This is a genomic window from Leclercia sp. LSNIH8, assembly GCF_002920195.1.
GTDB lineage: Bacteria > Pseudomonadota > Gammaproteobacteria > Enterobacterales > Enterobacteriaceae > Enterobacter.
Window position 1 is genome coordinate 211,964 of sequence record NZ_PQJY01000002.1, and the last position, 25,557, is coordinate 237,520.

Genomic DNA, 25,557 nt, shown 5'->3' on the forward strand with positions numbered 1-25,557 from the left:
CGACAGGAAGAGGGGGAACAGAAGGGATTACAGCCCCCTTCCCACTTTTAATACGGCGGCGATATTGCGGGCCGCCATCCGCACATTTTCTTCGGCATCTTCCAGCGCCTCTTCCAGCGTGCAGACGGTATAAATCACGCTGAATACCGCGTCGATACCATGCTCGTGCACCACGCCGACATCCGCCGTCAGGCTGCCCGCCAGGCCAATGACCGGTTTATTGTAGCGTTTGGCAATCTTCGCCACCCCTACCGGCACTTTGCCATGAACGGTCTGGCTGTCGATCCGCCCTTCGCCGGTGATCACCAAATCGGCATCGGCCACCAGGCCGTCGAGATTGAGCGCATCGGTGACGATTTCAATACCCTGACGCAGCTGCGCGCCGCAGAACGCGTACAACGCCGCGCCCATACCGCCCGCCGCGCCGCCACCCGCCAGCCCGAGCACGTCAACGTCCAGGTCGCGGGCGATGATCCGGGCATACTGCGTCAGCGCGCGATCGAGGCGCACGATCATCTCTGAGGTCGCCCCCTTCTGCGGACCAAACACGGCGGTAGCGCCGTTGTCGCCGGTCAGCGGGTTGGTGACGTCGCATGCCACCTCAATGCGGCACGACGTCAGCCGTTTATCCAGACCACTGATATCGATACGAGCCAGCCTTTCCAGTTCACCGCCGCCGGGACCGATGGCGTGACCCTGTTCGTCCAGCAGCTTCGCGCCAAGCGCCTGCACCATTCCTGCGCCGCCATCGTTGGTGGCGCTGCCGCCAATCCCAATGATGATATGTTTTACGCCTGCATCCAGGGCATGGCGGATCAGCTCCCCGGTTCCCCAGGAGGTGGTTTTCAGCGGATTGCGCTGGGCCGGGGGAACCAGCTCCAGACCGCTGGCCGCCGCCATCTCGATGAATGCGCTTTTTCCATCGCCGGAGCGGCCATAAAAACCGTCAACATGCTCGCCGAGCGGCCCCGTTACGCGTACCTGAATAATTTCACCCTGGGTGGCGGCGACCATCGCTTCCACGGTGCCCTCCCCACCATCGGCAACCGGCAGTTTCACGTACTCCGCCGTGGGGAAAATCTCGCAAAATCCTTGCTCTATCGCCGTTGCCACTGCCAGGGCACTCAGGCTCTCTTTGTAAGAGTCCGGTGCGATCACTATTTTCATAAGCCGTCCTTACGCATGTTGACTACCATAAGCATACACCCGTCACGCAAGAGAAAATGCCGACTCCCGCAGGAACCGGCACCGGACTTAACGCACCATGCAAGGGCGTTTGTTGTTGAAGGTCCACTCCGGAATCAGGTACTGCATCGCCATCGCGTCGTCGCGTGCGCCCAGACCATGCTGCAGATAGAGCTCGTGCGCCTTCATCACCTGATCCATATCCAACTCCACGCCCAGACCCGGCGTGGTTGGTACCTGCACCATACCGCCCTTGATTTCGTACGGCTGTTTGGTCAGGCGCTGGTTGCCCTCCTGCCAGATCCAGTGGGTGTCGATGGCGGTGATGTTGCCCGGCGCGGCAGCGGCCACGTGGGTGAACATCGCCAGCGAGATATCAAAGTGGTTATTGGAGTGCGAGCCCCAGGTCAGGCCGAACTCGTGACACATCTGCGCCACGCGCACCGAGCCCTGCATGGTCCAGAAGTGCGGGTCCGCCAGCGGGATATCCACCGACTGCAGCGACAGGGTATGCCCCATCTGACGCCAGTCGGTGGCGATCATGTTGGTGGCGGTTGGCAGACCGGTGGCACGGCGGAACTCGGCCATCACTTCACGGCCGGAGAAGCCCTGCTCAGCACCGCACGGATCTTCCGCATAGGCCAGCACGCCTTTCAGACGCTTACCGATGCGGATCGCCTCATCCAGCGACCAGGCCCCGTTTGGATCGAGGGTGACGCGCGCCTGTGGGAAGCGTTTCGCCAGCGCAATGATCGATTCGGCTTCTTCTTCACCCGCCAGCACGCCGCCCTTCAGTTTGAAATCGTTAAAGCCGTACTTCTCGTAGGCCGCTTCCGCCAGACGGACCACCGCATCAGGGGTCATCGCCTCTTCATGGCGCAGGCGATACCAGTCGCACTGCTCATCCGGCTGGCTCTGATACGGCAGCGGGGTCAGCTTGCGGTTGCCGACGAAGAACAGGTAGCCCAGCATCTCAACTTCAGTGCGCTGCTGCCCATCACCCAGCAGGGAGGCGACGTTAACGCCCAGATGCTGGCCCAGCAGATCGAGCATTGCGGCTTCAATGCCGGTCACAACGTGAATAGTGGTGCGCAGGTCGAAGGTCTGCAAACCGCGGCCACCCGCGTCACGGTCGGCAAATTCGTTACGTACGGCGTTAAGAACGTTTTTATAGGCGCCGAGGGTTTGCCCCACCACCAGCGGGATCGCCTCTTCCAGTGTTTTACGGATCTTCTCGCCACCCGGGATTTCACCTACCCCGGTGTGACCGGAGTTATCTTTGATGATCACAATATTACGGGTGAAGAACGGGGCATGGGCGCCGCTCAGGTTCATCAGCATGCTGTCATGGCCGGCAACCGGGATAACCTGCATAGAGGTCACAACAGGAGTAGTAAACGTGCTCATAATTCCATCCTTTAATCAGTGGCGACCGAACGCCGGGCGTTTACGGTCAAAGGTCCAGCCGGGGATAAGGTACTGCATTGGGCCTGCGTCATTACGCGCGCCGCCTGGCAGTTTCTTATACGCTTCATGCGCTTTGTGGATCTGATCCCAGTCAAGTTCCACGCCAAGCCCCGGTGCATCAGGTACGGCAATCTTGCCGTGTTTAATTTCGAGTGGATTTTTGGTCAGGCGCGCTTCGCCTTCCTGCCAGATCCAGTGGGTGTCGATAGCGGTCGGCGTGCCCGGTGCGGCAGCGCCGACATGGGTAAACATCGCCAGCGAAATATCAAAGTGGTTGTTGGAGTGGCAACCCCAGGTCAGGCCCCAGTCATCGCACAACTGCGCCACCCGTACCGCGCCGGAAAGGGTCCAGAAGTGCGGGTCCGCCAGCGGAATATCGACCGCATTGAGCATGACGGCGTGCCCCATCTCACGCCAGTTGGTGGCGATCATGTTGGTCGCCACCGGCAGGCCCGTGGCGCGGCGGAACTCCGCCATCACCTCACGGCCAGAGAAACCTTGCTCGGCGCCGCACGGATCTTCGGCGTAAGTCAGGACATCGCCCAGCCCTTTGCACAAGGAGATAGCCTCATCCAGCAGCCAGGCGCCGTTGGGATCCACGGTAATACGGGCATCCGGGAAGCGTTTTTTCAGGGCGCGGGCGCTCTCAATTTCCTGCTCGCCCGGCAGAACGCCGCCTTTCAGTTTGAAATCCTTAAAGCCGTAGCGATCCTGCGCGGCTTCCGCCAGACGCACCACCGCCTCACTGGAGAGCGCCTCCTGATGGCGCAGGTGATACCAGTCGTGGCTGCCCGGCGAACGTTCCAGGTAAGGGAGATCGGTTTTGGTGCGATCGCCCAGGTAGAAGAGATAGCCCAGCACGGTGACCGCATCGCGCTGTTTTCCAGGGCCGAGCAGTTCGCACACCGGCACGTTCAGCGCTTTGCCGAGCAGGTCCAGCAGCGCCGCTTCCAGTGCCGCCACCGCATTCACCCGCAGTTCAAAGGTCCATGCGCCTTTACCGAAGGTATCGAAGTCGGCAGACTGGTTGCCTTTATGTACGCGCTGCACCACTTTGTTCAGGCGCGCCACCTCCTGACCCACCACCTGCGGAATGGCATCCACCAGGGTCTGGTAGATCACCTCGCCGCCTGGCGCTTCACCTACGCCGGTATTCCCGGCGTTATCGGTCAGTACCACGATATTGCGGGTAAACCAGGCGTTATGCGCGCCGCCGATGTTCAGCAGCATACTGTCCTGGCCGGCAACCGGGATAACCTTCATTTCAGTGACGACAGGGCTGGATTGCATACTCATCATTAACGCTCCGTAACAGGTTTCAGCTCAATACGTTTGATATCACCTACCAGCACCAGGTAGCTCAGCACCGCCACCAGGGCATGGATACCGACGTAGATCAGCGCCCCGTTAAACGAGCCGGTGGTACCGACGATGTAGCCAATGGCAATCGGAGTCACGATGCCGGAGATGTTGCCGAACATATTGAACAGACCGCCGCTCAGGCCGCTGATCTCTTTCGGCGCGGTATCTGCCATCACCGCCCAGCCCAGCGCACCGATACCTTTACCGAAGAAGGCCATCGCCATAAAGCCGATAATCATCCACTCGGCGTTCACGTAGTTACACATCACCATCGTCATGGAGAGCAGCATACCCAGCACGATTGGCGTTTTACGGGCGATATTCAAAGAGCCAGTACGACGCATCAGCCAGTCGGAAATTACCCCGCCCAGTACGCCGCCGACAAAGCCGCAGATTGCCGGAACGGAAGCGACAAACCCGGCTTTCAGAATCGACATGCCGCGCGCCTGCACCAGATAGACCGGGAACCAGGTGATAAAGAAGTAGGTTAAGGCGTTGATGCAGTACTGGCCGAGATAGATCCCGAGCATCATGCGGGAACCCACCAGCTGTTTGATTTGGCCCAGTTTCTGGCTGAACGGGACTTTCGCTTTGCTGCTCGCCTGATCCATGTTGATCAGCGCGCCGCCTGCGGCGATGTAGTCCAGCTCTTTCTGGTTTACGCCGGGATGCTGGTTCGGTTCGTGGATCACTTTCAGCCAGATAAAGCTGATCACAATACCCAGACCGCCCATAAAGAAGAACACATGCGACCAGCCCACCTCGTGCGTCAGCCAGCCCATGATAGGTGCGAAGATGACGGTGGCAAAGTATTGTGCGGAGTTGAAAATGGAGACCGCCGTTCCCCTCTCCTGCGCCGGGAACCAGGCAGCCACGATCCGGCTGTTGCCCGGGAAGGATGGGGCTTCTGCCAGCCCGACGAGGAAGCGCAGGGTAAAGAGCGCGACAATGATGCCAAAGCCGTTAAAGATATCCACAAAGCCCTGCAGCAGGGTAAACATGGACCAGATGAAAATGGACCAGAAATAGACGCGTTTTGAACCGAAGCGATCGAGCAGCCAACCGCCTGGAATTTGGCCGATAACATAGGCCCATGAAAATGCGGAGAAAACATACCCCATACCGACCGGATCCAGCCCGATATCTTTTGCCATTTCTGAACCAGCAATCGACAGGGTGGCGCGGTCGCCATAGTTGAAGGATGTGACGATAAACAGCATCACCACTATCCAGTAGCGGGCGTTAGTGCGCTTTTCAGCGCTGCTCGCCGCTTGGCTTAATGAACTCATTCTTGCACTCCTGAATCATAGCGTTTTCGCTACGTTCATTCTGAACAGCTCAACCGTAGGGTAATCAGAATGACGTGTATGTGTTTTTGCAGTTCGAACATGTAGGTCGTTTCGCCTTACTGACTGCATTTTTATTAACTGGCGGAAAAAGTATAAGAAAGGAACCTGGCCCCTCTCACCGTGCAACAACACAACATTGGCAAGGCTCTGTGCGGTTGTTTGTGGCAAAAGCCCAGGACAATGGAAGAGACTTCACGGAAATGAAAACTGCCTGCCCGTAAGGGGAAGGCCAGAGTCAGGGAATAACGGGAGTGTGAAACAGGTCGCTTGACGCAGTGAAAATGCCTGCTAATGACCGCGTTTCAGGTGAGGATTTACGGGCGATTGCCCAAAGCTTACTCGATTCAGTTAACTTATACTGGCTGCATGGTCGCTTTGTTAACTGGCAAAGGGTTCTGGCCCTCCGCTCAGGGAGGGCAGGAACTTATTTTAGCAATGTGCCCCACTGTTCAACCCAGGGATTGGATTCGCCTTCCGGCTCAGGGTGTTCAGAGGCGTCAATCATCAGCATCTCACCCACGCGCTGCGCGCTTTGCTCCTGTAACAGAGCGTCGAACAGCTTGCCGCCACCGCAGAAATTCGCGTAAGTGCTGTCACCGAGCGCAATAATGCCGTAACGCATTTCCGGCTGATAACCCAGCTTATCTTTAATTCCCTGGTACAACGGAACAATGCTGTCCGGGAGATCGCCCTGCCCGGTTGTCGAGGTGACCACCAGCGCATACTGGCCCTGGTATTTTTCCCAGTCGGCCAGATCGGGATCTTCATAGACCGTGGCTTTATGGCCCATACCCGCCAGAATCGCTTCGGCCTCTTCTGCCACCAGCAGCGAGTTACCGTACATCGTGCCGACAAAAATTCCGATTACCGCCATGTTTTACTCCCTGATTGAACGCTCGTTCCGATCATCCTGAACGTTGGTTACGTCAAACTCAACCCTTTCATTTTCGGGGAGTTGTCCGCGCCATCCAAACTGTGACAACGCCTGCATCCACACCTCGTCCAGCCCGGCCCGGATCGTCAGCGGCTCGCCGGTAAACGGATGGATAAGTTGCAGCTGGCTGGCGTGTAACATCAGACGATGACAGCCGAAATGCTCTGCGGCGCTGCGGTTTTGCCGCAAGTCGCCATGCTTGCTGTCGCCGATGATCGGATGGCGGAGATGCGCAAGGTGACGTCGCAGCTGGTGCTTACGCCCGGTTTTCGGCTCCAGTTCCATCAGACTATAGCGCGTGGTGGGAAACTTACTGGTGGCAACCGGCATTTCAGTGGTCGCCATGCCGCGATAGTCGGTTACCGCGGGCTGCGGGCCTTTGTCGTCGCGGGCATACTTATCGGCAATTTTATCCAGCTCTTCCGTCAGGGGATAATCGAGCGTGGCGCACTCTGTCAGCCAGCCCCGGACAATCGCATGGTAGCGTTTCTGGATCTGATGCTGCTCAAACTGCTGCGCCAGACGTCGACCGGCCTCGCTGGAGAGTCCCATCAGCAGAACGCCGGAAGTAGGTCTGTCCAGACGGTGGGCAGTGAAGACATGCTGACCGATCTGGTCGCGCACCGTCTGCATCACCACCACTTTTTCATCCCGGTCCAGCCAGCTACGGTGTACCAGCCAGCCGGAGGGCTTATTAACGGCAACCAGCCACTCATCCTGATAGAGGATCTCGATCATGCTTCGTCGCCGAAGAGCGTATCCAGCGCCAGCAGCGCGGCCAGCACCGCGTCGCGTGACGGATGGGCAGCATCCAGCGCCATTTCATAATAGGGCGCCACGGCAAAGCTCTGGGGTAGCGGATGGCCGCTATCGAGCAGGGCATGCATGCGGGGAATGAGGACCCATTGCAGCCACTCAAACGGCTCCAGGGTATCCATACAGAAAGGTTGCGTGCTCTCAAACGCGTCTGGCTGCGGCGCCGTCTCCTGCCACAGCTGATGATCGCGCAGTAAAGCTTCAATGGCGTGCAGTTGCGCGCGCACGTTGTCGTGATGGGTCATGAAAACCTCAACTGAAAATGTGAACGGCGCGCAGCATAGCAAAGACCACGCAGAAATAAAAAAAGGGAGCACTGTAAAAACAGTGCTCCCGGTTCGTTTCGCAGCAATCCAGCTACTTTTAGTGCTCCCTGCTCATCCGTGACAACTTTTCCTCTGACCCTAAGGTCTGGTCTTCCCTTGACCGCTGCATCCTGCGCACATCGTCCTGATGTGACTGCTTCTTCCTGAAGCGTCCTGGTCTTCCTGACCCACCGGACATCTGTACCGGCTCTCATTCTCCTTCCTGGAGGTGTCCTTCAACGCGTCCTGCGTGATCCTCTTGCTTCATCCTGAAGCCTTCCTTGTAGCGTCTTCCTGACGTGTCCTTGTTAAGAAACGTCATCATCCTGATGTTCGTTTCTTGTGTCGGCTTCCTGTCGACGGAGATAGAATCCATGATTCCGCTTCGTCTTACAAGGCACTGCGTAAGCCACATTAAAGAGTTTGCGTATCTGTACCAAGCGTTATGAAAACGCAACAAGATGATAATAAAGTATTTTTTAAATGACCTGATGTTTTAAACATTCAAGTAATAAGGGCGATCTCTCACAAACTCTGTAAGAGATCTCTCACACGCGCAGTAGTATGCAGGATTACACGACGGGATGAAGGTGATTAAGAAAATCCGCAAGGGAAGCGGAGAGGATCTGACGTTTCTGCGTACCCAGCGTCTCTTTTACCACGTTGCCCGTGAGGTTACAGACAGAGATAACGTCCATCTCACTGTCGAGCGTGGCGATAAACAACGTTGGCGATAGCTTCAGGCGCTTCTGGGTAACGAGGTGCCCTATCAGGTTCTCCTGCACGCGCAGCAGGTCTTCTTCGCTCCAGGTTTGCAGCAGCGTCATCGCTTCATTATCAAAGCGAGCGCACATATCCCCGGCGAACTGTGTGGTATAGAACGCGTGAACCGGAGGTTGTACCACAATGTCCATGGCACGTTCAATGGCATTTACACTCTGCTCAGCGGTAAAGGGCTGCGGCTGCCAGGTCACGGTATCCCCGGAAGAGGTAATAATGCAGGGTGAAGGCACGCCGTACAGCTCTTCGCTTTGCGGCCATGACGCTTTCTGTTCATGCCAGGCGTCACAGTAACGCGTGGTAAATGCGGTTAACGCAGCAGCAGTCTCTTTATCCACCGGTTTCTCTCTTCATATAAGCCAGGATACACTCAGCCCATAGTTTACCTTTAAAGTGACAATGAAACATGTCTTACGAAAATCATGATGCCTTATCGGGCCTGACGCTGGGCAAAAGCACAGCCTACCGTGACATCTACGATGCCAGCCTGCTACAGGGCGTGCCGCGCAGCCTCAACCGCGATCCGCTGGGCCTGAAGGCCGATGCCCTGCCCTTCCACGGCGGCGATATCTGGACGCTCTATGAGCTCTCCTGGCTTAACGCCCGCGGTTTGCCGCAGGTGGCGGTGGGTCACGTTGAGCTGGATTACACCAGCGTCAATCTGGTGGAGTCCAAAAGTTTTAAGCTCTACCTCAACAGCTTTAACCAGACCCGCTTTGAGAGCTGGGAAGCGGTACAGCACACTCTGGAGAGGGATTTAAGCGCCTGTGCCCAGGGTAAGGTCACGGTGGCGCTCTATCGGATTGATGAGCTTGAAGGCCAGCCTATTGCCCACTTCCACGGCACCTGCATCGACGATCAGGAGATTGAGATCGACAACTATCAGTTTGACACCGCGTGGCTGGAAAAGAGTGCCAGCGGCAAAGTGGTGGAAGAGACGCTGGTCAGTCACCTGCTCAAATCCAACTGCCTGATTACCCATCAGCCTGACTGGGGTTCGGTGCAGATCCAGTATCGCGGGGCAAAAATCGATCGTGAGAAGCTGCTGCGCTATCTGGTCTCCTTCCGCAACCATAACGAGTTCCACGAACAGTGCGTGGAGCGCATCTTCAACGATATTCTTCGTTTCTGCCAGCCGGAGTCGCTCAGCGTCTATGCCCGCTATACCCGACGCGGCGGGCTGGATATCAACCCGTGGCGGAGCAATACCGATTTTGTTCCCGCCACCGGTCGGTTAGTGCGTCAGTAAAATAAATAAATTCGCAATCTGCGCGGTATGTTCCGCGCTTTAGGTTGTGAAAGGTCATAAGCCAGGGCTATTGTAATCAACGGGGAAAGACGATAAACGTCCCGTAAGGAGCTCACTTGATTACACATATTAGCCCGCTTGGCTCAATGGATATGTTGTCGCAGCTGGAAGTGGACATGCTCAAGAGCACGGCCAGCAGCGATCTTTATCAATTGTTTCGCAACTGTTCACTTGCCGTTCTGAACTCCGGTAGCCTCACCGACAACAGCAAAGAGCTGCTGTCCCGCTTTGAAAGCTTTGATATCAACGTCCTGCGCCGCGAACGTGGCGTAAAGCTGGAACTGATTAACCCGCCAGAAGAGGCCTTTGTTGACGGGCGCATCATCCGTGCGCTGCAGGCTAACCTGTTTGCGGTTCTGCGCGACATCCTGTTCGTGAACGGCCAGATCAGTAACGCCGGTCGTTTCCAGCACCTGAACCTGGAAAGCTCCGTTCATATCACCAACCTGGTCTTCTCTATCCTGCGTAACGCCCGTGCCCTGCACGTGGGCGAAGCCCCAAGTATGGTGGTTTGCTGGGGTGGTCACTCTATTAACGAAACCGAATATCTCTATGCCCGTCGTGTGGGTACCCAGTTGGGTCTGCGCGAGCTGAACATCTGCACAGGCTGTGGCCCGGGTGCGATGGAAGCGCCGATGAAAGGTGCGGCAGTGGGTCATGCGCAGCAGCGCTACAAAGAGGGGCGCTTCATCGGTATGACCGAGCCGTCGATCATCGCCGCTGAACCACCGAATCCGCTGGTTAACGAACTGATCATCATGCCGGACATTGAGAAACGTCTGGAGGCGTTTGTCCGCATCGCCCACGGAATTATCATCTTCCCGGGCGGGGTGGGTACGGCAGAAGAGTTGCTCTATCTGCTGGGTATTCTGATGCATCCGGCCAACCAGGATCAGGTGCTGCCGCTGATACTTACCGGCCCGAAAGAGAGCGCCGACTACTTCCGCGTACTGGATGAGTTCATTGTGCATACGCTGGGCGAAACGGCGCGTCGTCACTATCGCATTATCATTGACGATGCCGCAGAAGTGGCACGCCTGATGAAAAAGGCCATGCCGCTGGTGAAAGAGAACCGCCGTGATACCGGAGATGCCTACAGCTTTAACTGGTCGATCCGTATTTCGCCGGATCTACAGATCCCGTTTGAGCCATCACATGAAAATATGGCTAACCTGAAGCTCTACCCCGATCAGCCGGTTGAAACGCTGGCCGCCGACCTGCGTCGCGCCTTCTCGGGCATCGTGGCCGGTAACGTGAAAGAGGTGGGTATCCAGGCCATTGAGGAGTTTGGTCCCTATAAAATCCATGGCGACCGCGAAATGATGCGCCGCATGGACGATCTGCTGCAGGGCTTTGTCGCCCAGCACCGTATGAAACTTCCGGGCAGCGCCTATATCCCCTGCTACGAGATTTGCGCATAACGCCCCTGCCCGGCTGCGTGTCGGGCGCCTTCTCACTCTCTCCCGCCGGGAATGGCCTTCAGCCGCCCGGCTTTTTTATTGCCTTCAGTTACATGGCGTGGCGTCAGATATCACCATAACTTATCTTTTTACGTTTGCATTATGGAACGCAAACGATTACGTAGATTTCCTAAGCGTGATTTATTAGGTACAAATGCTTTAAATCACGAAAAAATCCTCTAAAACGCGACTTATACAGCGTATGACACCTATATTGCTGGGCTCTCTATCACGCTACATATCGTTAATGATAGCCTTCGCGCCCAGAAATTCGCTGTGATGTTTTCTTAGCAGATAAATGGTCTAAAGATATCCACCTCAAAAGTAGATTATTGCATTTGAGATCGGGATCACTGATAGATCCATTATGAAAATGTATCTTTCCGCCCGCCGATAGTTACGGAGAAAAATTATATAAAAACCGTCACTGAGCGAATTTCATATTACGATTTGTCCTTTTTGCATCGAATTTGACCAGAAACCTGACATTAGCTACTCCTGGAGACACAGATGGAAACCACTCAAACCAGCACCGTTGCTTCGATTGAAACCCGAAGCGGATGGCGTAAAACCGATACCATGTGGATGCTTGGCCTGTACGGCACAGCAATCGGCGCTGGTGTTCTCTTCCTGCCTATTAACGCGGGTGTTGGCGGCTTAATTCCGCTGATCATCATGGCAATCATTGCGTTCCCGATGACCTACTTCGCACACCGCGGCCTGACCCGTTTTGTGCTCTCCGGTAAAAACCCGGGTGAAGACATTACTGAAGTGGTTGAAGAGCACTTCGGGATTGGCGCAGGTAAGCTGATTACCCTGCTCTACTTCTTTGCCATCTACCCAATCCTGCTGGTTTATAGCGTGGCTATCACCAACACCGTTGAGAGCTTTATGACCCACCAGCTGGGCATGACGCCGCCACCGCGCGCCATTCTGTCGCTGATCCTGATTGTCGGTATGATGACTATCGTGCGCTTCGGTGAGCAGATGATTGTAAAAGCGATGAGCGTACTGGTATTCCCGTTCGTTATCGCCCTGATGGTGCTGGCCTGCTACCTGATCCCTCAGTGGAACGGCGCAGCGCTGGAAACCCTCTCCCTGAGCAGCGCGTCCGCCACCGGTAATGGCCTGTGGATGACCCTGTGGCTGGCAATCCCGGTAATGGTCTTCTCCTTCAACCACTCGCCGATCATCTCCTCCTTCGCCGTGGCGAAGCGTGAAGAGTACGGCCAGGGCGCCGAGAAGAAGTGCTCCAGCATCCTGGCTCGCGCTCACGTGATGATGGTGCTGACCGTTATGTTCTTCGTCTTCAGCTGCGTACTGAGCCTCTCCCCGGCAGATCTGGCGGCCGCGAAAGAGCAGAACATCTCGATTCTCTCTTACCTGGCGAACCACTTTAATGCCCCAGTGATTGCCTGGATGGCGCCAATCATCGCGATTATCGCTATCACTAAATCTTTCCTCGGCCACTACCTGGGCGCACGTGAAGGCTTTAACGGCATGGTGATTAAATCTCTGCGCGGTAAAGGTAAGAGTATTGAAATCAACAAGCTGAACAAAATCACAGCCCTGTTCATGCTGCTGACCACCTGGGCGGTTGCGACTCTGAACCCAAGCATCCTCGGCATGATCGAAACCCTGGGTGGCCCGGTTATTGCGATGATCCTGTTCCTGATGCCGATGTACGCCATTCAGAAAGTGCCAGCGATGCGTAAATACAGCGGCCAGATCAGCAACGTCTTCGTTGTGGTTATGGGTCTGATTGCTATCTCCGCTATCTTCTACTCGCTGTTCGCGTAATGCCTCCCGCGCCATCTTCGGATGGCGCAATCTACTCCTCTGACGTAAAGCAACGGACGCATCATGATTAGCGTTTTCGATATTTTTAAAATTGGTATTGGTCCTTCCAGCTCGCACACCGTCGGGCCAATGAAAGCAGGTAAACAGTTCACGGACGATCTTATTGCGCGCGGAATACTGCACGACACCACCCGCGTGGTTGTAGATGTCTATGGCTCCCTGTCGCTGACCGGCAAAGGTCACCATACCGATATCGCCATCATTATGGGCCTGGCGGGCAACCTGCCGGATAGTGTTGATATTGACGCCATCCCGGGCTTTATCCAGGACGTTAACACCCATGGCCGACTGCTGCTGGCCAACGGTGAGCATGAAGTTGAATTCCCGGTTGATCGCTGCATGAATTTCCACGCCGACAACCTGTCGCTGCACGAAAATGGTATGCGCATCACCGCGCTGGCAGGCGACAAGGCGATTTACAGCCAAACCTATTACTCTATCGGCGGCGGTTTTATCGTCGACGAAGACCATTTTGGGCAGCCAGAGAGCGCGCCTGTCGCGGTGCCGTATCCGTATAAAACGGCTGCCGACCTTCAGCGTCATTGCCAGGAGAGTGGCCTCTCCCTCTCCGGCCTGATGATGCAAAACGAGCTGGCGCTACACAGCAAAGAAGAACTGGAACAGCACTTTGCTAACGTCTGGGAAGTGATGCGCGGCGGTATTGAGCGCGGCATCACCACCGAGGGCGTGCTGCCGGGTAAACTGCGTGTTCCGCGCCGTGCAGCGGCCCTGCGTCGTATGTTGGTGAGCAGCGATAAAACCACCAGCGATCCGATGGCGGTGGTGGACTGGATCAACATGTTCGCGCTGGCGGTGAATGAAGAGAACGCCGCGGGTGGCCGTGTGGTAACGGCCCCAACGAACGGTGCCTGCGGTATCGTTCCTGCGGTGCTGGCTTATTACGACAAGTTTATCCGCGAAGTAAACGCTAACTCACTGGCCCGCTATCTGCTGGTGACCAGCGCCATTGGCTCGCTGTATAAGATGAACGCCTCGATCTCTGGCGCCGAAGTGGGCTGTCAGGGCGAAGTGGGCGTGGCTTGCTCCATGGCGGCGGCGGGTCTGGCTGAGCTGCTGGGCGGCAGTCCGGCGCAGGTGTGCATTGCGGCAGAAATTGGCATGGAACATAACCTCGGTCTGACCTGCGATCCGGTTGCCGGCCAGGTGCAGGTGCCCTGTATCGAGCGTAACGCGATTGCCTCCGTGAAGGCGGTGAACGCCGCACGTATGGCACTGCGTCGCACCAGCGAGCCGCGCGTCTGCCTCGATAAAGTGATCGAAACCATGTATGAAACCGGGAAAGATATGAACGCCAAATACCGTGAAACCTCTCGCGGTGGTCTGGCGATGAAGATCGTGACCTGCGACTAAGCCTGAAAAGGAGCCTTGTTTTGCGAGGCTCCTTCCCGTTCTTCCCGCCTCTCGTAGTTTCATTCTGCCGACGGTGTTACCCTTAATCCACTGGATATAAGAGGGATTATCTGTGGCTGTTCATTTGCTTATTGTCGACGCGCTGAATCTTATCCGCCGCATTCATGCGGTACAGGGCACCCCCTGCAAGGATACCTGCCTGCATGCTCTGGAGCAGCTTATTCGTCACAGCCAGCCCAGCCATGCGGTTGCCGTTTTTGATGATGAAGCCCGCAACAGCGGCTGGCGTCACCAGCGCCTGCCGGATTACAAAGCCGGCCGCGCGCCAATGCCGGACGATCTGCACGCCGAAATGCCCGCCATCCGCGCCGCCTTTGAGCAGCGCGGAGTCCCCTGCTGGGGCGCCCAGGGCAACGAAGCCGACGATCTGGCGGCTACCCTGGCGGTCAAAGTGGCCAGCGCAGGCCATCAGGCTACCATTGTCTCGACGGACAAAGGCTATTGTCAGCTCCTCTCCCCCACCATTCGCATTCGCGACTATTTCCAGAAACGCTGGCTCGACGCGCCCTTTATCGCCAGTGAGTTTGGCGTATCACCCCAGCAGCTGCCGGATTACTGGGGACTGGCGGGGATCAGCAGCTCCAGGGTGCCGGGCGTGGCGGGCATTGGCCCGAAAAGTGCGTCCCAGTTGCTGGCCGATTTCCAGGATCTGGAAGGGATTTACGCCCGTCTGGATGAGGTGCCGGAGAAGTGGCGCAAAAAACTGGAGGCGCACAAAGAGATGGCCTTTATCTGCCGGGACGTGGCGCGATTGCAGACGGATTTACAGCTAGACGGGAATTTGCAGCAGCTCAGGTTAGAGCGAGTGTGACGTCATGCCCGGTGGCGCTGCGCTTACCGGGCTTACGGGACGAGGGGTGTTGTAGGCCCGGTAAGCGCAGCGCCTCCGGGCGTTGTACAGATTACCGCTCGTCGCGACGACCACCCACGGCAGCCCACCAGCGGCGCACATGCACGGTAACCTCTTCGCGGTCGTGGTACAGCTGACGCGCCTGAATCTCCGCATTGATGCCATGCTCTGCAAGCTGGGTCTGGATGTATGCCAGGTTCTGGGAAACCTCTTCGTAGCGCTTTTTCATCGGCAGCTTGAGATTGAAAATCGCCTCGCGGCACCAGCCGTTGACCAGCCAGGTTGCCATCAGCGCAGCCACCTTGGCCGGTTTTTCTACCATATCGCACACCAGCCACGAGATGTTATTGCGGTTCGGACGGTAGCGGAAACCATCCTCGCGCAGCCAGGTCACCTGGCCCGTGTCCATCAGGCTTTGCGCAATCGGGCCGTTATCAATGGAGTAGACCCACATGTTGCGTTTCACCAGCTGATAGGTCCAGCCACCCGGACAGGCACCCAGATCCACCGCATACATCCCGTTTGCCAGACGCTCATCCCACTCGTCAGCCGGAATAAAGATATGGAACGCCTCTTCCAGCTTGAGGGTGGAACGGCTCGGCGCGTCGGACGGGAACTTAAGACGCGGGATCCCCATGTAAAACGGCGAATTGTTGGTGGTATAGGAATACCCGGCGTAGCAACAGCCCGGAGCGATAAAGAAGACATGCACCACCGGACGCTTTGGCGTCTCATAGTTGGTGAGCACGCCGCTGTCACGCAGTGCGGCGCGCAGCGGCACGGTGAATTTGCGGCAGAACTTCATCAGCTCTTTGCTTTCGTTAGTATCGGCCACCTCAACGCGCAGCTCACCGCCCTTCTCCACGACGCCCTGCAGCATACCGGCAATAGGGGTAATACGATCCTCTGGCGGCAGATCCTGCAGCAGCTCGCCGGCCACAAACATCTGACGGGCAAAAATCAGCGAGCTGAACGGCAGCTCGCGAACCAGTTTATCGGCATCTTCTGGCTGATAGCATTCGAAAACAACGTAGCCCGCATTCTCTTTCACGCGAGCGAAACCAAAGACTTCACGCTTCGCGGCTTTATCAGTAATTTCCGCGGCACACTCTTTTTCAAAGCCCGGGCGACAATATAAGACAACTTTATTCATGAACAACGCCCTTGCGTTTCAGACGGAACGAACCGATTAACATTAAAACCCACCCGACCAGGAAGCTGACGCCGCCCACCGGGGTAACAAACGCCCACAGGCGTAAATGCGACAGCGCAAGGCAATAGAGGCTACCGCTGAACAACACGGTGCCCAGCGCCATAAATACGCTGCTCCAGTAAAACCAGATGCTGATGCGACGCTGCATCGCCACGGCCAGTCCGAAGATTGCCAGGGTATGAAACGCCTGATATTCCAGACCGGTATGGATCCAGCCCATCTCCACCACACCCAGGGATTTGCGTAATACATGTGCGCCAAAGGCGCCCAGCGCAACAAAAATGAAGCCACTCACCGCGGCAAAAATCAGCATAAAACGGCTGGTCATGTTTCTGTCCTGAAGTTATGCGCGCCCTGCACGCAAAAGAAAGTGTTACTCGTACCGAAAGCGGAATTTTTCTTGCTCGTTGGCCGCCTTTGCCAGGATCCACTGGCGAAACGCGGCTATTTTACCCAGTTCTGCCTGACTGTCATGACAAACCAGATAAAATGCGTTCTTACTGACCAAAACATCATTAAAGGGGCAGACCAGGCGGCCAGCCTCAATTTCGGACTGCGCCATCACGTTGTTAGCCAACGCCACGCCCTGTCCGTGGATGGCAGCCTGTAACACCATCGCACTGTGGCTAAAGATGGGTCCCTGCTGCACATTGATATGGTTAAGACCGAGCTGGCGGGTATAAGTTTGCCAGTCGCGGCGAGAAGCATCATGCAAAAGCGTGTGTTGCGCCAGATTGTCCGGCGTTTTTAACGCTTTTTCGCCCGTTAAGAGTAGTGGCGAGCAGACCGGCAGCAAATATTCCGCGTACAATTTTTCAACACGCAGCCCTGGCCAGTTGCCCCGCCCATAAAAAATCGCTACGTCGACATCGTCTGCCAGCTTCTCTTCCTGACGGTCGACCGCCTGGATTCGAACGTCGATTCCCGGATAAGCTGAGTTAAAGCTTGAGAGTCTCGGCACCAGCCATTGAATGGCAAAACTTGGCAATAAACTGACCGTCAGTGCCCCTTTGGCACTGCGCGCCTGCAGCTTACGGGTGGCCTCGGTGAGCTGGGAAAATATCTCTTTGATATCCTGAAAATAGCTCTGCCCCTCTTCCGTCAGAAGCAGGGAACGGTTGCGGCGGCGGAACAGCTTGAGGCCCAGAAAATCCTCAAGAGACTTGATTTGATGACTGACTGCGGCCTGCGTCACAAAAAGCTCATCGGCCGCGCGCGTGAAGCTCAGGTGGCGCGCAGCAGCATCAAATACACGTAATGCATTAAGTGGTGGTAATCGCTTGGACATGGTTATCTGGCTTAGATGTTAACGGCTTTTAACAAACAGGAAACAACGTTTAACCTATTAGTTTTTTTTATCTGAGCCATTATAAATTGTCCGTTGAGGAACTACCAGCAAATACCTATAGTGGCGGCACTTCCTGAGCCGGAACGAAAAGCTTTTTTTGGAATGCGTGTTCTGATGGGCTTTTGGCTTACGGTTGTGATGTTGTGTTGTTGTGTTTGCAATTGGTCTGCGATTCAGACCACGGTAGGAAAACTACCACCTTTTCACTTCCTGTACATTTACCCTGTCTGTCCATAGTGATTAATGTAGCACCGCCCAATTGCGGTGCTTTTTTTTGTCTGCAATTCCGTTAGTGATCCAGCTCAACCATCTCTTTCACATCACTGCGGTTGATCTGCTGTTTATTCCCGTTCGCGTCCTTATACGAGATCATGCCGGTATCATTATCAGTCTGCGGCTTACCTTCTGAGACGATGGAGCGGCCATCGTTAGTGTGCATAACATAGTTGTTGCCAGAACAGGCGCTCAGGGCAAAGGTAAGCATACAGGCAGAGGCGATTGCGATAGTCTTTTTCATTTTCTTCTCCTTCAGCAATTAATGCTATTTCAAGCGTGTTTATTAACAGGCTAAGACATTCTCCTGACTCTATTTCAGCATAACCTGCTTCGTCTGCTGCGCCAGGATAAACAGACAATTCCGATAGAGATCAACCTTCTTGCCCTGCTGCGGAATTTGCGCGACGATCTCATCATCACGAAGAGGAATTCCATGAACGCATTCAGCCCTGCCCATTTTCGCGCCCAGTTTCCGGCCCTGGCCGATGCCGGTGTCTATCTTGATAGCGCTGCGACAGCCCTTAAGCCTCAGGCCGTGATTGAGGCCACCAACCAGTTTTATAGCCTGAGCGCTGGCAATGTGCATCGCAGCCAGTTTGCCGAGGCGCAGCGCTTAACCGCACGCTATGAAGCGGCGCGGGATCAGGTTGCCCGTCTGCTTAACGCTGAAAGCGGCAAAAATATTGTCTGGACGCGGGGCACCACCGAAGCCATCAACATGGTGGCGCAATGTTATGCCCGCCCGCGCCTGCAGCCGGGCGATGAGATTATCGTCAGCGAGGCGGAGCACCACGCTAACCTCGTGCCGTGGCTGATGGTGGCCGAACAGACCGGCGCGAAGGTGGTTAAGCTCCCGATTGGCACAGACTGCCTGGCGGATGTGGCTCGCCTGCCTGAGTTGATCACCCCGCGTAGCCGCATTCTCGCGCTGGGGCAGATGTCCAACGTCACCGGCGGCTGCCCGGATCTGGCCCGCGCTATTCAGCTCGCCCATGCCAGCGGGATGGTAGTGATGGTGGATGGCGCCCAGGGCGTGGTCCACTTCCCGGCGGACGTGCAGGCGCTGGATATCGATTTCTATGCCTTCTCCGCACATAAGCTGTACGGCCCTACCGGGATTGGCGCACTGTACGGCAAAGCGGCGCTGCTGGAGGAGATGTCCCCGTGGCTCGGCGGCGGCAAGATGATCACCGAGGTGACTTTCGACGGCTTTAAAACTCAGCAAGTGCCTTATCGTCTGGAAGCCGGGACGCCAAATGTCGCGGGGGTCATTGGTCTGAGCGCGGCGCTGGAGTGGCTGGCGGATATCGATCTGCAACAGGCAGAGAGCTGGAGCCGCGGGCTGGCAACGCTGGCGGAAGAGGCGCTGAAACAACGCCCCGGTTTTCGCTCCTTCCGGGTACAGGATTCGAGCCTGCTGGCATTCGACTTTGCCGGGGTACATCACAGCGACATGGTGACGCTGCTGGCGGAGTATGGCATTGCCCTGCGCGCCGGTCAGCACTGCGCCCAGCCGCTGCTGGCGGCGCTAGGCGTCAACGGCACGCTGCGCGCCTCGTTTGCTCCCTATAACACCCAAAGCGATGTCGACGCGCTGGTTGCCGCCGTCGATCGCGCTCTTGCTTTACTGGTGGATTAATGACAAGCCCAACCCTGGCCGGACATCCGTTCGGCACCGTCATCACTGAAGAGACGTTAAAACAGACCTTTGCCCCGCTGACCCAGTGGGAAGACAAATATCGCCAGCTGATCCTGCTGGGCAAGCAGCTCCCTGCGCTGTCCGATGAACTCAAAGCGCAGGCCAAAGAGATCCCCGGCTGTGAGAACCGCGTCTGGCTTGGGGTTACACGAATTGGGGATAAGCTGCATTTTTATGGCGACAGCGAAGGGCGGATTGTTCGCGGCTTGCTGGCCGTGCTGCTGACCGCCATTGAGGGAAAAAGCGCCGCGCAGATTCTGGAGGAGAACCCGCTGGCGCTGTTTGATGCGCTGGGGCTTCGCGGCCAGCTTAGCGCCTCGCGCAGCCAGGGGCTGGCTGCGCTCAGTGACGCGGTACTGGAAGCGGCGCGTCAGGCCTGACGTTCCGCCTTCGCCATCATCTTTTTCAGGGCATGAGAGACGGCGATAAAACCAAAGCTCGCGGTCACCATCGTGGCCGCGCCAAACCCGGAGGCACAATCCATCCGTTTTGGCCCTTCCGCAGTGCTTTTCATGGCGCAGACTGAACCGTCTGCCTGCGGATAGACCAGCGCTTCCGTTGAAAAGACGCAGTCGATGCCGAGCTTGCCTTTGCTGTTTTTCACTACGCCAAAATCGCTTTTCAGACGCTCGCGCAGCTTGGCCGCGAGTGGATCCTGAATGGTTTTCGCCAGGTCCGTCACCTGGATCTGCGTCGGGTCGATCTGCCCGCCCGCACCGCCGGTGGTCACCAGCGGCACTTTATTGCGACGACACCAGGCGATCAGCGCCGCTTTCGGGCGCACGCTGTCGATGGCGTCGATCACGTAGCTGTAACCAGCCCCCATATACTGGGCAACGTTATCGGCGGTCACGAAATCATCAATCACCGTGACGCGACACTCCGGGTTGATCTGGCGAATGCGATCCGCCATCACCTCGGATTTTGCCAGCCCGACGCTGTCGCGCAGGGCGTGGATCTGCCGGTTAGTGTTGGTGACGCAGACATCGTCCATGTCGATAAGCGTAATGGCGCCGATCCCGGTTCGTGCCAGTGCTTCCGCTGCCCATGAGCCGACGCCGCCAATGCCGACCACGCAGATGTGCGCATCGGCAAACAGTTGCAGGGCTTTTTCACCATATAAACGTGCGGTGCCACCAAAACGCTGGCGCCAGGCTTCGCTCATTACCACAGACATAAGACCTCAGATGTAAAAAGGGTGAGAGTTACCCCTCACCCCGGAAAACATAGCGTCAATATTACCACACTCAGCCGCTAAAGACGTTGCCCGTACTTGCGGCGGTTTTCAGCACCCACACGCGGCCGTAGTGGTTATACCAGCCCGCGCGGTGGCCGGCATCGGCACCAATGCCCTGATAGATATCAAAGTGCTGGCCTTTAATCGCGCCACCCACGTCCAGCGCCACCATCAGGCGCAGCTCGTACTGGCCGCTGAATTTGCCTTCGTTATTCAACAGCGGGACTTCGGCCAGCAGCGTGGTGCCCGGCGGGATCACTGTCTTGTCAGAGGCGACCGACGCGCGGCCAATCAGCGGCACCGCGCTGGCACCTTTCACCGGGGCAAAGTTTTGCGGTTTGAAGAAGACAAACGACGGGTTCTGCTCAAGCAGCTCACGCACTTCATATTCGCTGTGCTTCTCGCCCCACTCGCGGATCGCCTGCATCGACATATCTTCGCGTTTCACTTCTCCGCGATCGATCAGCACTTTACCGATACTGCGGTAGGCATGGCCGTTTTTACCGGCATAGCTGAAGAAGTTAAGCGGGCTGCCGTCGCCAAAATCGATATAGCCGCTGCCCTGCACATCCATGATGAAGTTATCCATCAGCGAGTTGCTGTAAGCGAGAACATAGTTGTCGCTCAGCGCGCCCGAGTAGATTTCGGCGCGGGACGGCAGGCGGCCACGTTTTGGCGGCATGCGGTAGATAGGGTATTTGAACTCACCCTGCGCGGTATGGCGGGCCTGTACCACCGGGGTGTAGTAGCCGGTAAACTGGACGTTACCGTAGTTATCGGTGCCCTCCATCTGCCAGGCATCAATGCCGAACTGGCGCATGGTCCGGGTATCGCCCCCGGCGCGTAACCAGTCCTGCACGGCGTTATAGACGGCGTTCTGCGAGCTATACAGCCGCGGCGATGCGGTGCGGATCTGGCTCACCTGCTCGGCGAAATCCCCGCCATTAATGGGCGCGCCCACGGCGTCCGGCTGGTTTACTAAAGAGAAAGGCTGGGTCAGTTTCCCGTCTTTATATTGCTGACCGCGATCGGTCGGTTTGGAGGAACAGGCGGCGAGAATTGCTACCAGTGCGCCTGTCATCAGATACTTCGCCCAACGTCCTTTCATATATCCCATCTTCAAGTTGCCCCATTCTGCGCAACGAAGATAACAAACCGGCAAAGGTATTGAAATGCGATTGCCTCCCCTTAGGCAAATTTTGCGCAAAAAATATTCAAATCGACGACAGAGCGGACAAATCAACGTCTAATTTGGTGATTTTTACGAAAAAGGGTTGCATCAAAAAGTCATCCGAGTATAGTGCGCTTCCACGGACGCGGGGTGGAGCAGCCTGGTAGCTCGTCGGGCTCATAACCCGAAGGTCGTCGGTTCAAATCCGGCCCCCGCAACCAATTAAAATTTGATGAAGTATCTTCTGCAAAGCAGAAAGACGGACGCGGGGTGGAGCAGCCTGGTAGCTCGTCGGGCTCATAACCCGAAGGTCGTCGGTTCAAATCCGGCCCCCGCAACCAATCAAATTTAAAGAAGTAAGTTTATACAAAGCAGTTCGAATCACAGGAAGGCGGCGACGCAGTGAATCCTTAGGAGCTTACTCCAGTAAGTGACTGAGGTGAACGAGGAAAGCCAACGCACATGTGGTTTGAAATGCTAAGTATAAAGACGGACGCGGGGTGGAGCAGCCTGGTAGCTCGTCGGGCTCATAACCCGAAGGTCGTCGGTTCAAATCCGGCCCCCGCAACCAACACTTCTAAAAACAATAAACACCCTTCCGGGTGTTTTTTTGTTTTTGTCGTCAGCCCACCCGTAGGCCCGCGCAAGCGCAGAGCCGCCGGGCAGTATTGATCTTATCCGCGTCTCGCCAGCGTCGCCCCGTCAGAGAAATAGGCCTTAATCCCCGCCAGTATCGACTCCGCCACTTCCTGCTGGAACTTAGCCGTTTTAAGTTTGCGCTCCTCTTCCACGTTACTGATAAACGCGGTTTCCACCAGAATCGACGGGATGTCCGGCGCTTTTAACACCGCAAATCCGGCCTGTTCGACGCTGTTCTTATGCAGTTTGTTCACATGCCCAAGCCTGCCCAGCACCGCTTTACCAAACTTCAGGCTGTCGGTGATGGTCAGCGACTGGACCATATCGAACATGGTGTGGTCGACGTAGCGATCGCCGCTCCGCCCTACCCCACCGATAAGGTCGGAGGCGTTCTGGGTATCGGCAAGATAGCGTGCTGCGGTACTGGTCGCCCCTTTGGTGGAGAGGGCAAACACTGATGACCCGCTGGGCTGACGGCTGGTAAAGGCGTCCGCATGGATAGAGATGAAGAGATCCGCACGCTGCTTTTGCGCTTTGGCCACACGCACTTTTAACGGAATAAAGACATCTTCGTTGCGCGTCATATAGGCGCGCATGTTGCCTTCTCTGTCGATCATCGCCTTCAGGCGACGGGCGATTTGCAGCACCACATCTTTTTCCCGGGTCCGGTATTTGCCTACCGCGCCGGAGTCCTCGCCGCCGTGCCCCGGATCGAGCATGATCACAATCGGGCGATCGCGTCCCGCTTTGCCGGGCTGTGGGCCGCTTTGCGCAGGCGGTACCTGTTTTTCCAGATCGCCTTTGTTGTAATCCTCCAGCAGGGCCAGCAGCGGATCCTGAATATCGGTCGCGTTGGCAGGATAGAGGTCCATAACCAGACGTTCTTTGAAACCGGCCACCGGCGCGAGAGCAAACAGCTGCGGTTTGACGTTCTGCTTGAGCTCAAACACCATGCGCACGGTTTTCGGATCAAACTGCCCTACCCGCGCGGATTTGATAAAGGGATCGTCGCCGCGGATCTGGGCGCTCATTCCTTTCAGCACCGAGTTAAGATTTACGCCTTCGATATCCACCACCACCCGCTCCGGGTTGCTCAACGCGAATTGCTTATAGTTCAGCACCCGGTTTGACTCGACCGTCACGCGCGTATAGGTCGAAGACGGCCAGACGCGCACCGCAACAACCTGACTGACAGCGGCAAACCCGACCTGACTAACGCTAAGCAACCACATTGCCCCAGCCCCTTGTAACAGGCGACGGCGACTTAATGCTTTACTGGATCCCGACATGCTTCTCCCGAGCAAAGATATCGAATAACTTTTCATAACGTCCAAATTGACCGAAAACTTTAACGAATGATGCATAACCTGTCATCCCTAAAAGGGTAACAATCATGCGTTAACGATAACTTAACTGAATCTTTTCTTTGCTTCGCAGAAAAGTTTGGCTTGCGCACAGCGCGATATTCGAATAAAAATACAAAAATTACGAATAAACATTCATTGAGGGGTTGTGCCGTGGTGAAGGAACGTAGAATCGAACTGGTCCAGGGATTCCGCCATTCTGTTCCCTATATCAACGCCCACCGGGGAAAGACGTTTGTCGTCATGCTGGGTGGTGAAGCCATTGAGCATGAGAATTTCTCCAGCATTGTCAATGACATCGGCCTGCTGCATAGCCTGGGTATTCGCCTGGTCGTCGTGTATGGCGCTCGCCCGCAGATTGAGGCGAATCTGGCCGCGCATCATCACGAGCCGATCTACCACAAACATACCCGCGTCACCGACGCTAAAACGCTGGAGCTGGTTAAGCAGGCCGCCGGTCTGCTGCAGCTGGACATCACCGCGCGTCTGTCGATGAGCCTTAACAACACCCCGCTGCAGGGGGCACATATTAACGTGGTCAGCGGTAATTTTATTATCGCCCAGCCGCTCGGCGTGGATGATGGCGTGGATTACTGCCACAGCGGCCGTATTCGTCGTATTGATGAAGAGGCGATCCACCGTCAGCTCGACGGCGGCGCGATTGTGCTGACCGGCCCGGTTGCCGTCTCTGTCACGGGCGAAAGTTTCAATCTCACCTCTGAAGAGATTGCCACCCAGCTGGCGATCAAGCTGAAAGCAGAAAAAATGATCGGCTTCTGCTCCTCGCAGGGCGTGATGAACGAGCTCGGGAACATTGTCTCTGAGCTGTTCCCTAACGAGGCTCAGGCGCGCGTCGATGCCCTTGAGGCGCAGGGGGATTACTACTCCGGTACCGTACGTTTCCTGCGGGGTGCAATCAAAGCCTGCCGCAGCGGCGTGCGTCGAAGCCACCTGATCAGCTATCAGGAAGATGGCGCCCTGCTGCAGGAGCTCTTCTCCCGCGACGGTATCGGGACGCAGATTGTGATGGAGAGCGCCGAGCAGATCCGTCGCGCCACCATCAACGACATCGGCGGCATTCTGGAACTCATCCGCCCGCTGGAGCAGCAGGGGATCCTGGTGCGCCGCTCCCGCGAACAGCTGGAGATGGAGATCGACAAGTTCACCATTATTCAGCGTGATAACCTCACCATCGCCTGTGCGGCGCTCTACCCCTTCCCGGAAGAGAAGATCGGTGAAATGGCCTGCGTGGCGGTGCATCCGGATTACCGCAGCTCATCGCGCGGCGAAGTGTTGCTGGAGCGCATCGCCCTCCAGGCGCGGCAGATGGGGCTGAGCAAGCTGTTTGTGCTGACGACCCGCAGTATTCACTGGTTCCAGGAGCGGGGTTTCACGCCGGTGGACATTGATTCCCTGCCGGAAACCAAGAAAGAGATGTACAACTATCAGCGCCGTTCAAAAGTGCTGATGGCGGATCTGGGATAACGGTCATCACCCACAGG

Annotated in this window: 23 protein-coding genes and 3 tRNA genes; 11 read left to right on the forward strand and 15 right to left on the reverse strand. The window is 56.4% G+C overall.

Going from position 1 to position 25,557, the window contains the following annotated elements:
- Window positions 1-27 precede the first annotated feature (27 nt).
- The 8 genes from C3406_RS05845 to syd all read right to left on the reverse strand — a co-directional run bounded on the left by C3406_RS05845 (window position 28) and on the right by syd (window position 8,536).
- Window positions 28-1,167 carry a glycerate kinase gene (locus tag C3406_RS05845; RefSeq protein ID WP_103822714.1) on the reverse strand — a complete coding sequence of 380 codons (1,140 nt, stop codon included), beginning with the start codon at window positions 1,165-1,167 and terminating at the stop codon, window positions 28-30.
- Window positions 1,168-1,254: 87 nt separating this feature from the next.
- Window positions 1,255-2,595 carry a glucarate dehydratase gene (gene gudD, locus C3406_RS05850; protein WP_168194507.1) on the reverse strand — a complete coding sequence of 447 codons (1,341 nt, stop codon included), beginning with the start codon at window positions 2,593-2,595 and terminating at the stop codon, window positions 1,255-1,257.
- Between the two features lie 12 nt (window positions 2,596-2,607).
- On the reverse strand, window positions 2,608-3,948 hold the full coding sequence (locus C3406_RS05855) for an enolase C-terminal domain-like protein (protein WP_103822956.1): 1,341 nt from the start codon (window positions 3,946-3,948) through the stop codon (window positions 2,608-2,610).
- A gap of 2 nt (window positions 3,949-3,950) precedes the next feature.
- Entirely contained in the window at window positions 3,951-5,303 is a 1,353-nt protein-coding gene (gene gudP, locus C3406_RS05860) for a galactarate/glucarate/glycerate transporter GudP (protein WP_103822716.1), read from the reverse strand.
- A 484-nt stretch (window positions 5,304-5,787) separates the two neighbouring features.
- Entirely contained in the window at window positions 5,788-6,237 is a 450-nt protein-coding gene (locus C3406_RS05865; RefSeq protein ID WP_103822717.1) for a flavodoxin, read from the reverse strand.
- Between the two features lie 3 nt (window positions 6,238-6,240).
- Complete coding sequence (truC, locus tag C3406_RS05870) at window positions 6,241-7,035, reverse strand: tRNA pseudouridine(65) synthase TruC (RefSeq protein ID WP_103822718.1); 795 nt, start codon at window positions 7,033-7,035, stop codon at window positions 6,241-6,243.
- Complete coding sequence (locus tag C3406_RS05875; protein WP_103822719.1) at window positions 7,032-7,358, reverse strand: YqcC family protein; 327 nt, start codon at window positions 7,356-7,358, stop codon at window positions 7,032-7,034. The genes truC and C3406_RS05875 overlap by 4 nt, the downstream gene beginning before the upstream one ends.
- A 632-nt stretch (window positions 7,359-7,990) precedes the next feature.
- Window positions 7,991-8,536 carry a SecY-interacting protein gene (gene syd / locus C3406_RS05880; RefSeq protein ID WP_103822720.1) on the reverse strand — a complete coding sequence of 182 codons (546 nt, stop codon included), beginning with the start codon at window positions 8,534-8,536 and terminating at the stop codon, window positions 7,991-7,993.
- A gap of 68 nt (window positions 8,537-8,604) precedes the next feature.
- On the opposite strand from syd, the gene queF reads away from it, so the two are divergent.
- From queF to xni, 5 genes are all read left to right on the forward strand, one after another.
- Window positions 8,605-9,447, forward strand: coding sequence for an NADPH-dependent 7-cyano-7-deazaguanine reductase QueF (gene queF, locus C3406_RS05885; RefSeq protein WP_103822721.1), 843 nt, complete (start codon window positions 8,605-8,607; stop codon window positions 9,445-9,447).
- Between the two features lie 116 nt (window positions 9,448-9,563).
- Window positions 9,564-10,928 (forward strand): nucleotide 5'-monophosphate nucleosidase PpnN, encoded by a 1,365-nt coding sequence (gene ppnN / locus C3406_RS05890; protein WP_103822722.1) that lies wholly within the window; start codon window positions 9,564-9,566, stop codon window positions 10,926-10,928.
- 549 nt (window positions 10,929-11,477) lie between these two features.
- On the forward strand, window positions 11,478-12,767 hold the full coding sequence (locus C3406_RS05895) for an HAAAP family serine/threonine permease (RefSeq protein ID WP_103822723.1): 1,290 nt from the start codon (window positions 11,478-11,480) through the stop codon (window positions 12,765-12,767).
- Window positions 12,768-12,830: 63 nt separating this feature from the next.
- Window positions 12,831-14,198 (forward strand): L-serine ammonia-lyase, encoded by a 1,368-nt coding sequence (locus C3406_RS05900; RefSeq protein ID WP_103822724.1) that lies wholly within the window; start codon window positions 12,831-12,833, stop codon window positions 14,196-14,198.
- 112 nt (window positions 14,199-14,310) lie between these two features.
- On the forward strand, window positions 14,311-15,069 hold the full coding sequence (xni, locus tag C3406_RS05905) for a flap endonuclease Xni (RefSeq protein WP_103822725.1): 759 nt from the start codon (window positions 14,311-14,313) through the stop codon (window positions 15,067-15,069).
- A gap of 91 nt (window positions 15,070-15,160) precedes the next feature.
- Here xni and rlmM read toward each other — a convergent pair whose 3' ends face one another.
- The 4 genes from rlmM to C3406_RS05925 form a co-directional block, all read right to left on the reverse strand.
- Window positions 15,161-16,261: a 23S rRNA (cytidine(2498)-2'-O)-methyltransferase RlmM gene (rlmM, locus tag C3406_RS05910; RefSeq protein WP_103180949.1), complete on the reverse strand. Its 1,101-nt coding sequence runs from the start codon at window positions 16,259-16,261 to the stop codon at window positions 15,161-15,163.
- Complete coding sequence (locus tag C3406_RS05915; RefSeq protein WP_039029918.1) at window positions 16,254-16,649, reverse strand: DUF423 domain-containing protein; 396 nt, start codon at window positions 16,647-16,649, stop codon at window positions 16,254-16,256. Before C3406_RS05915 ends, rlmM begins: the two co-directional genes overlap by 8 nt.
- 45 nt (window positions 16,650-16,694) lie before the next feature.
- Complete coding sequence (gcvA, locus tag C3406_RS05920) at window positions 16,695-17,609, reverse strand: glycine cleavage system transcriptional regulator GcvA (protein WP_103180950.1); 915 nt, start codon at window positions 17,607-17,609, stop codon at window positions 16,695-16,697.
- Window positions 17,610-17,958: 349 nt separating this feature from the next.
- Window positions 17,959-18,186, reverse strand: coding sequence for a YgdI/YgdR family lipoprotein (locus tag C3406_RS05925; protein WP_032613722.1), 228 nt, complete (start codon window positions 18,184-18,186; stop codon window positions 17,959-17,961).
- A gap of 192 nt (window positions 18,187-18,378) precedes the next feature.
- Between C3406_RS05925 and csdA the strand changes: the two genes are divergently transcribed.
- Window positions 18,379-19,584, forward strand: coding sequence for a cysteine desulfurase CsdA (csdA, locus tag C3406_RS05930; RefSeq protein WP_103822726.1), 1,206 nt, complete (start codon window positions 18,379-18,381; stop codon window positions 19,582-19,584).
- The gene (csdE, locus tag C3406_RS05935; protein ID WP_103822727.1) at window positions 19,584-20,024 is read left to right on the forward strand and encodes a cysteine desulfurase sulfur acceptor subunit CsdE; all 441 of its coding nucleotides are present in this window, start codon (window positions 19,584-19,586) and stop codon (window positions 20,022-20,024) included. The genes csdA and csdE overlap by 1 nt, the downstream gene beginning before the upstream one ends.
- Here csdE and tcdA read toward each other — a convergent pair.
- Window positions 20,015-20,821, reverse strand: coding sequence for a tRNA cyclic N6-threonylcarbamoyladenosine(37) synthase TcdA (gene tcdA, locus C3406_RS05940; RefSeq protein ID WP_103822728.1), 807 nt, complete (start codon window positions 20,819-20,821; stop codon window positions 20,015-20,017). The two genes, csdE and tcdA, sit on opposite strands and share 10 nt — an antisense overlap.
- A gap of 70 nt (window positions 20,822-20,891) precedes the next feature.
- On the reverse strand, window positions 20,892-21,989 hold the full coding sequence (gene mltA, locus C3406_RS05945) for a murein transglycosylase A (RefSeq protein WP_103822729.1): 1,098 nt from the start codon (window positions 21,987-21,989) through the stop codon (window positions 20,892-20,894).
- Between the two features lie 207 nt (window positions 21,990-22,196).
- Between mltA and C3406_RS05950 the strand changes: the two genes are divergently transcribed.
- The 3 genes from C3406_RS05950 to C3406_RS05960 all read left to right on the forward strand — a co-directional run bounded on the left by C3406_RS05950 (window position 22,197) and on the right by C3406_RS05960 (window position 22,623).
- Window positions 22,197-22,273: transfer RNA gene (locus C3406_RS05950), tRNA-Met, on the forward strand.
- Between the two features lie 43 nt (window positions 22,274-22,316).
- Window positions 22,317-22,393, forward strand: a tRNA-Met gene (locus C3406_RS05955).
- A gap of 153 nt (window positions 22,394-22,546) precedes the next feature.
- A tRNA-Met gene (locus C3406_RS05960) sits at window positions 22,547-22,623 on the forward strand.
- Between the two features lie 103 nt (window positions 22,624-22,726).
- Here C3406_RS05960 and amiC read toward each other — a convergent pair.
- Window positions 22,727-23,980 (reverse strand): N-acetylmuramoyl-L-alanine amidase AmiC, encoded by a 1,254-nt coding sequence (gene amiC / locus C3406_RS05965; RefSeq protein ID WP_103180955.1) that lies wholly within the window; start codon window positions 23,978-23,980, stop codon window positions 22,727-22,729.
- A 228-nt stretch (window positions 23,981-24,208) separates the two neighbouring features.
- Between amiC and argA the strand changes: the two genes are divergently transcribed.
- Window positions 24,209-25,540, forward strand: a complete 1,332-nt coding sequence (gene argA, locus C3406_RS05970; protein ID WP_103180956.1) for an amino-acid N-acetyltransferase — start codon at window positions 24,209-24,211, stop codon at window positions 25,538-25,540.
- Window positions 25,541-25,557: the final 17 nt, after the last annotated feature.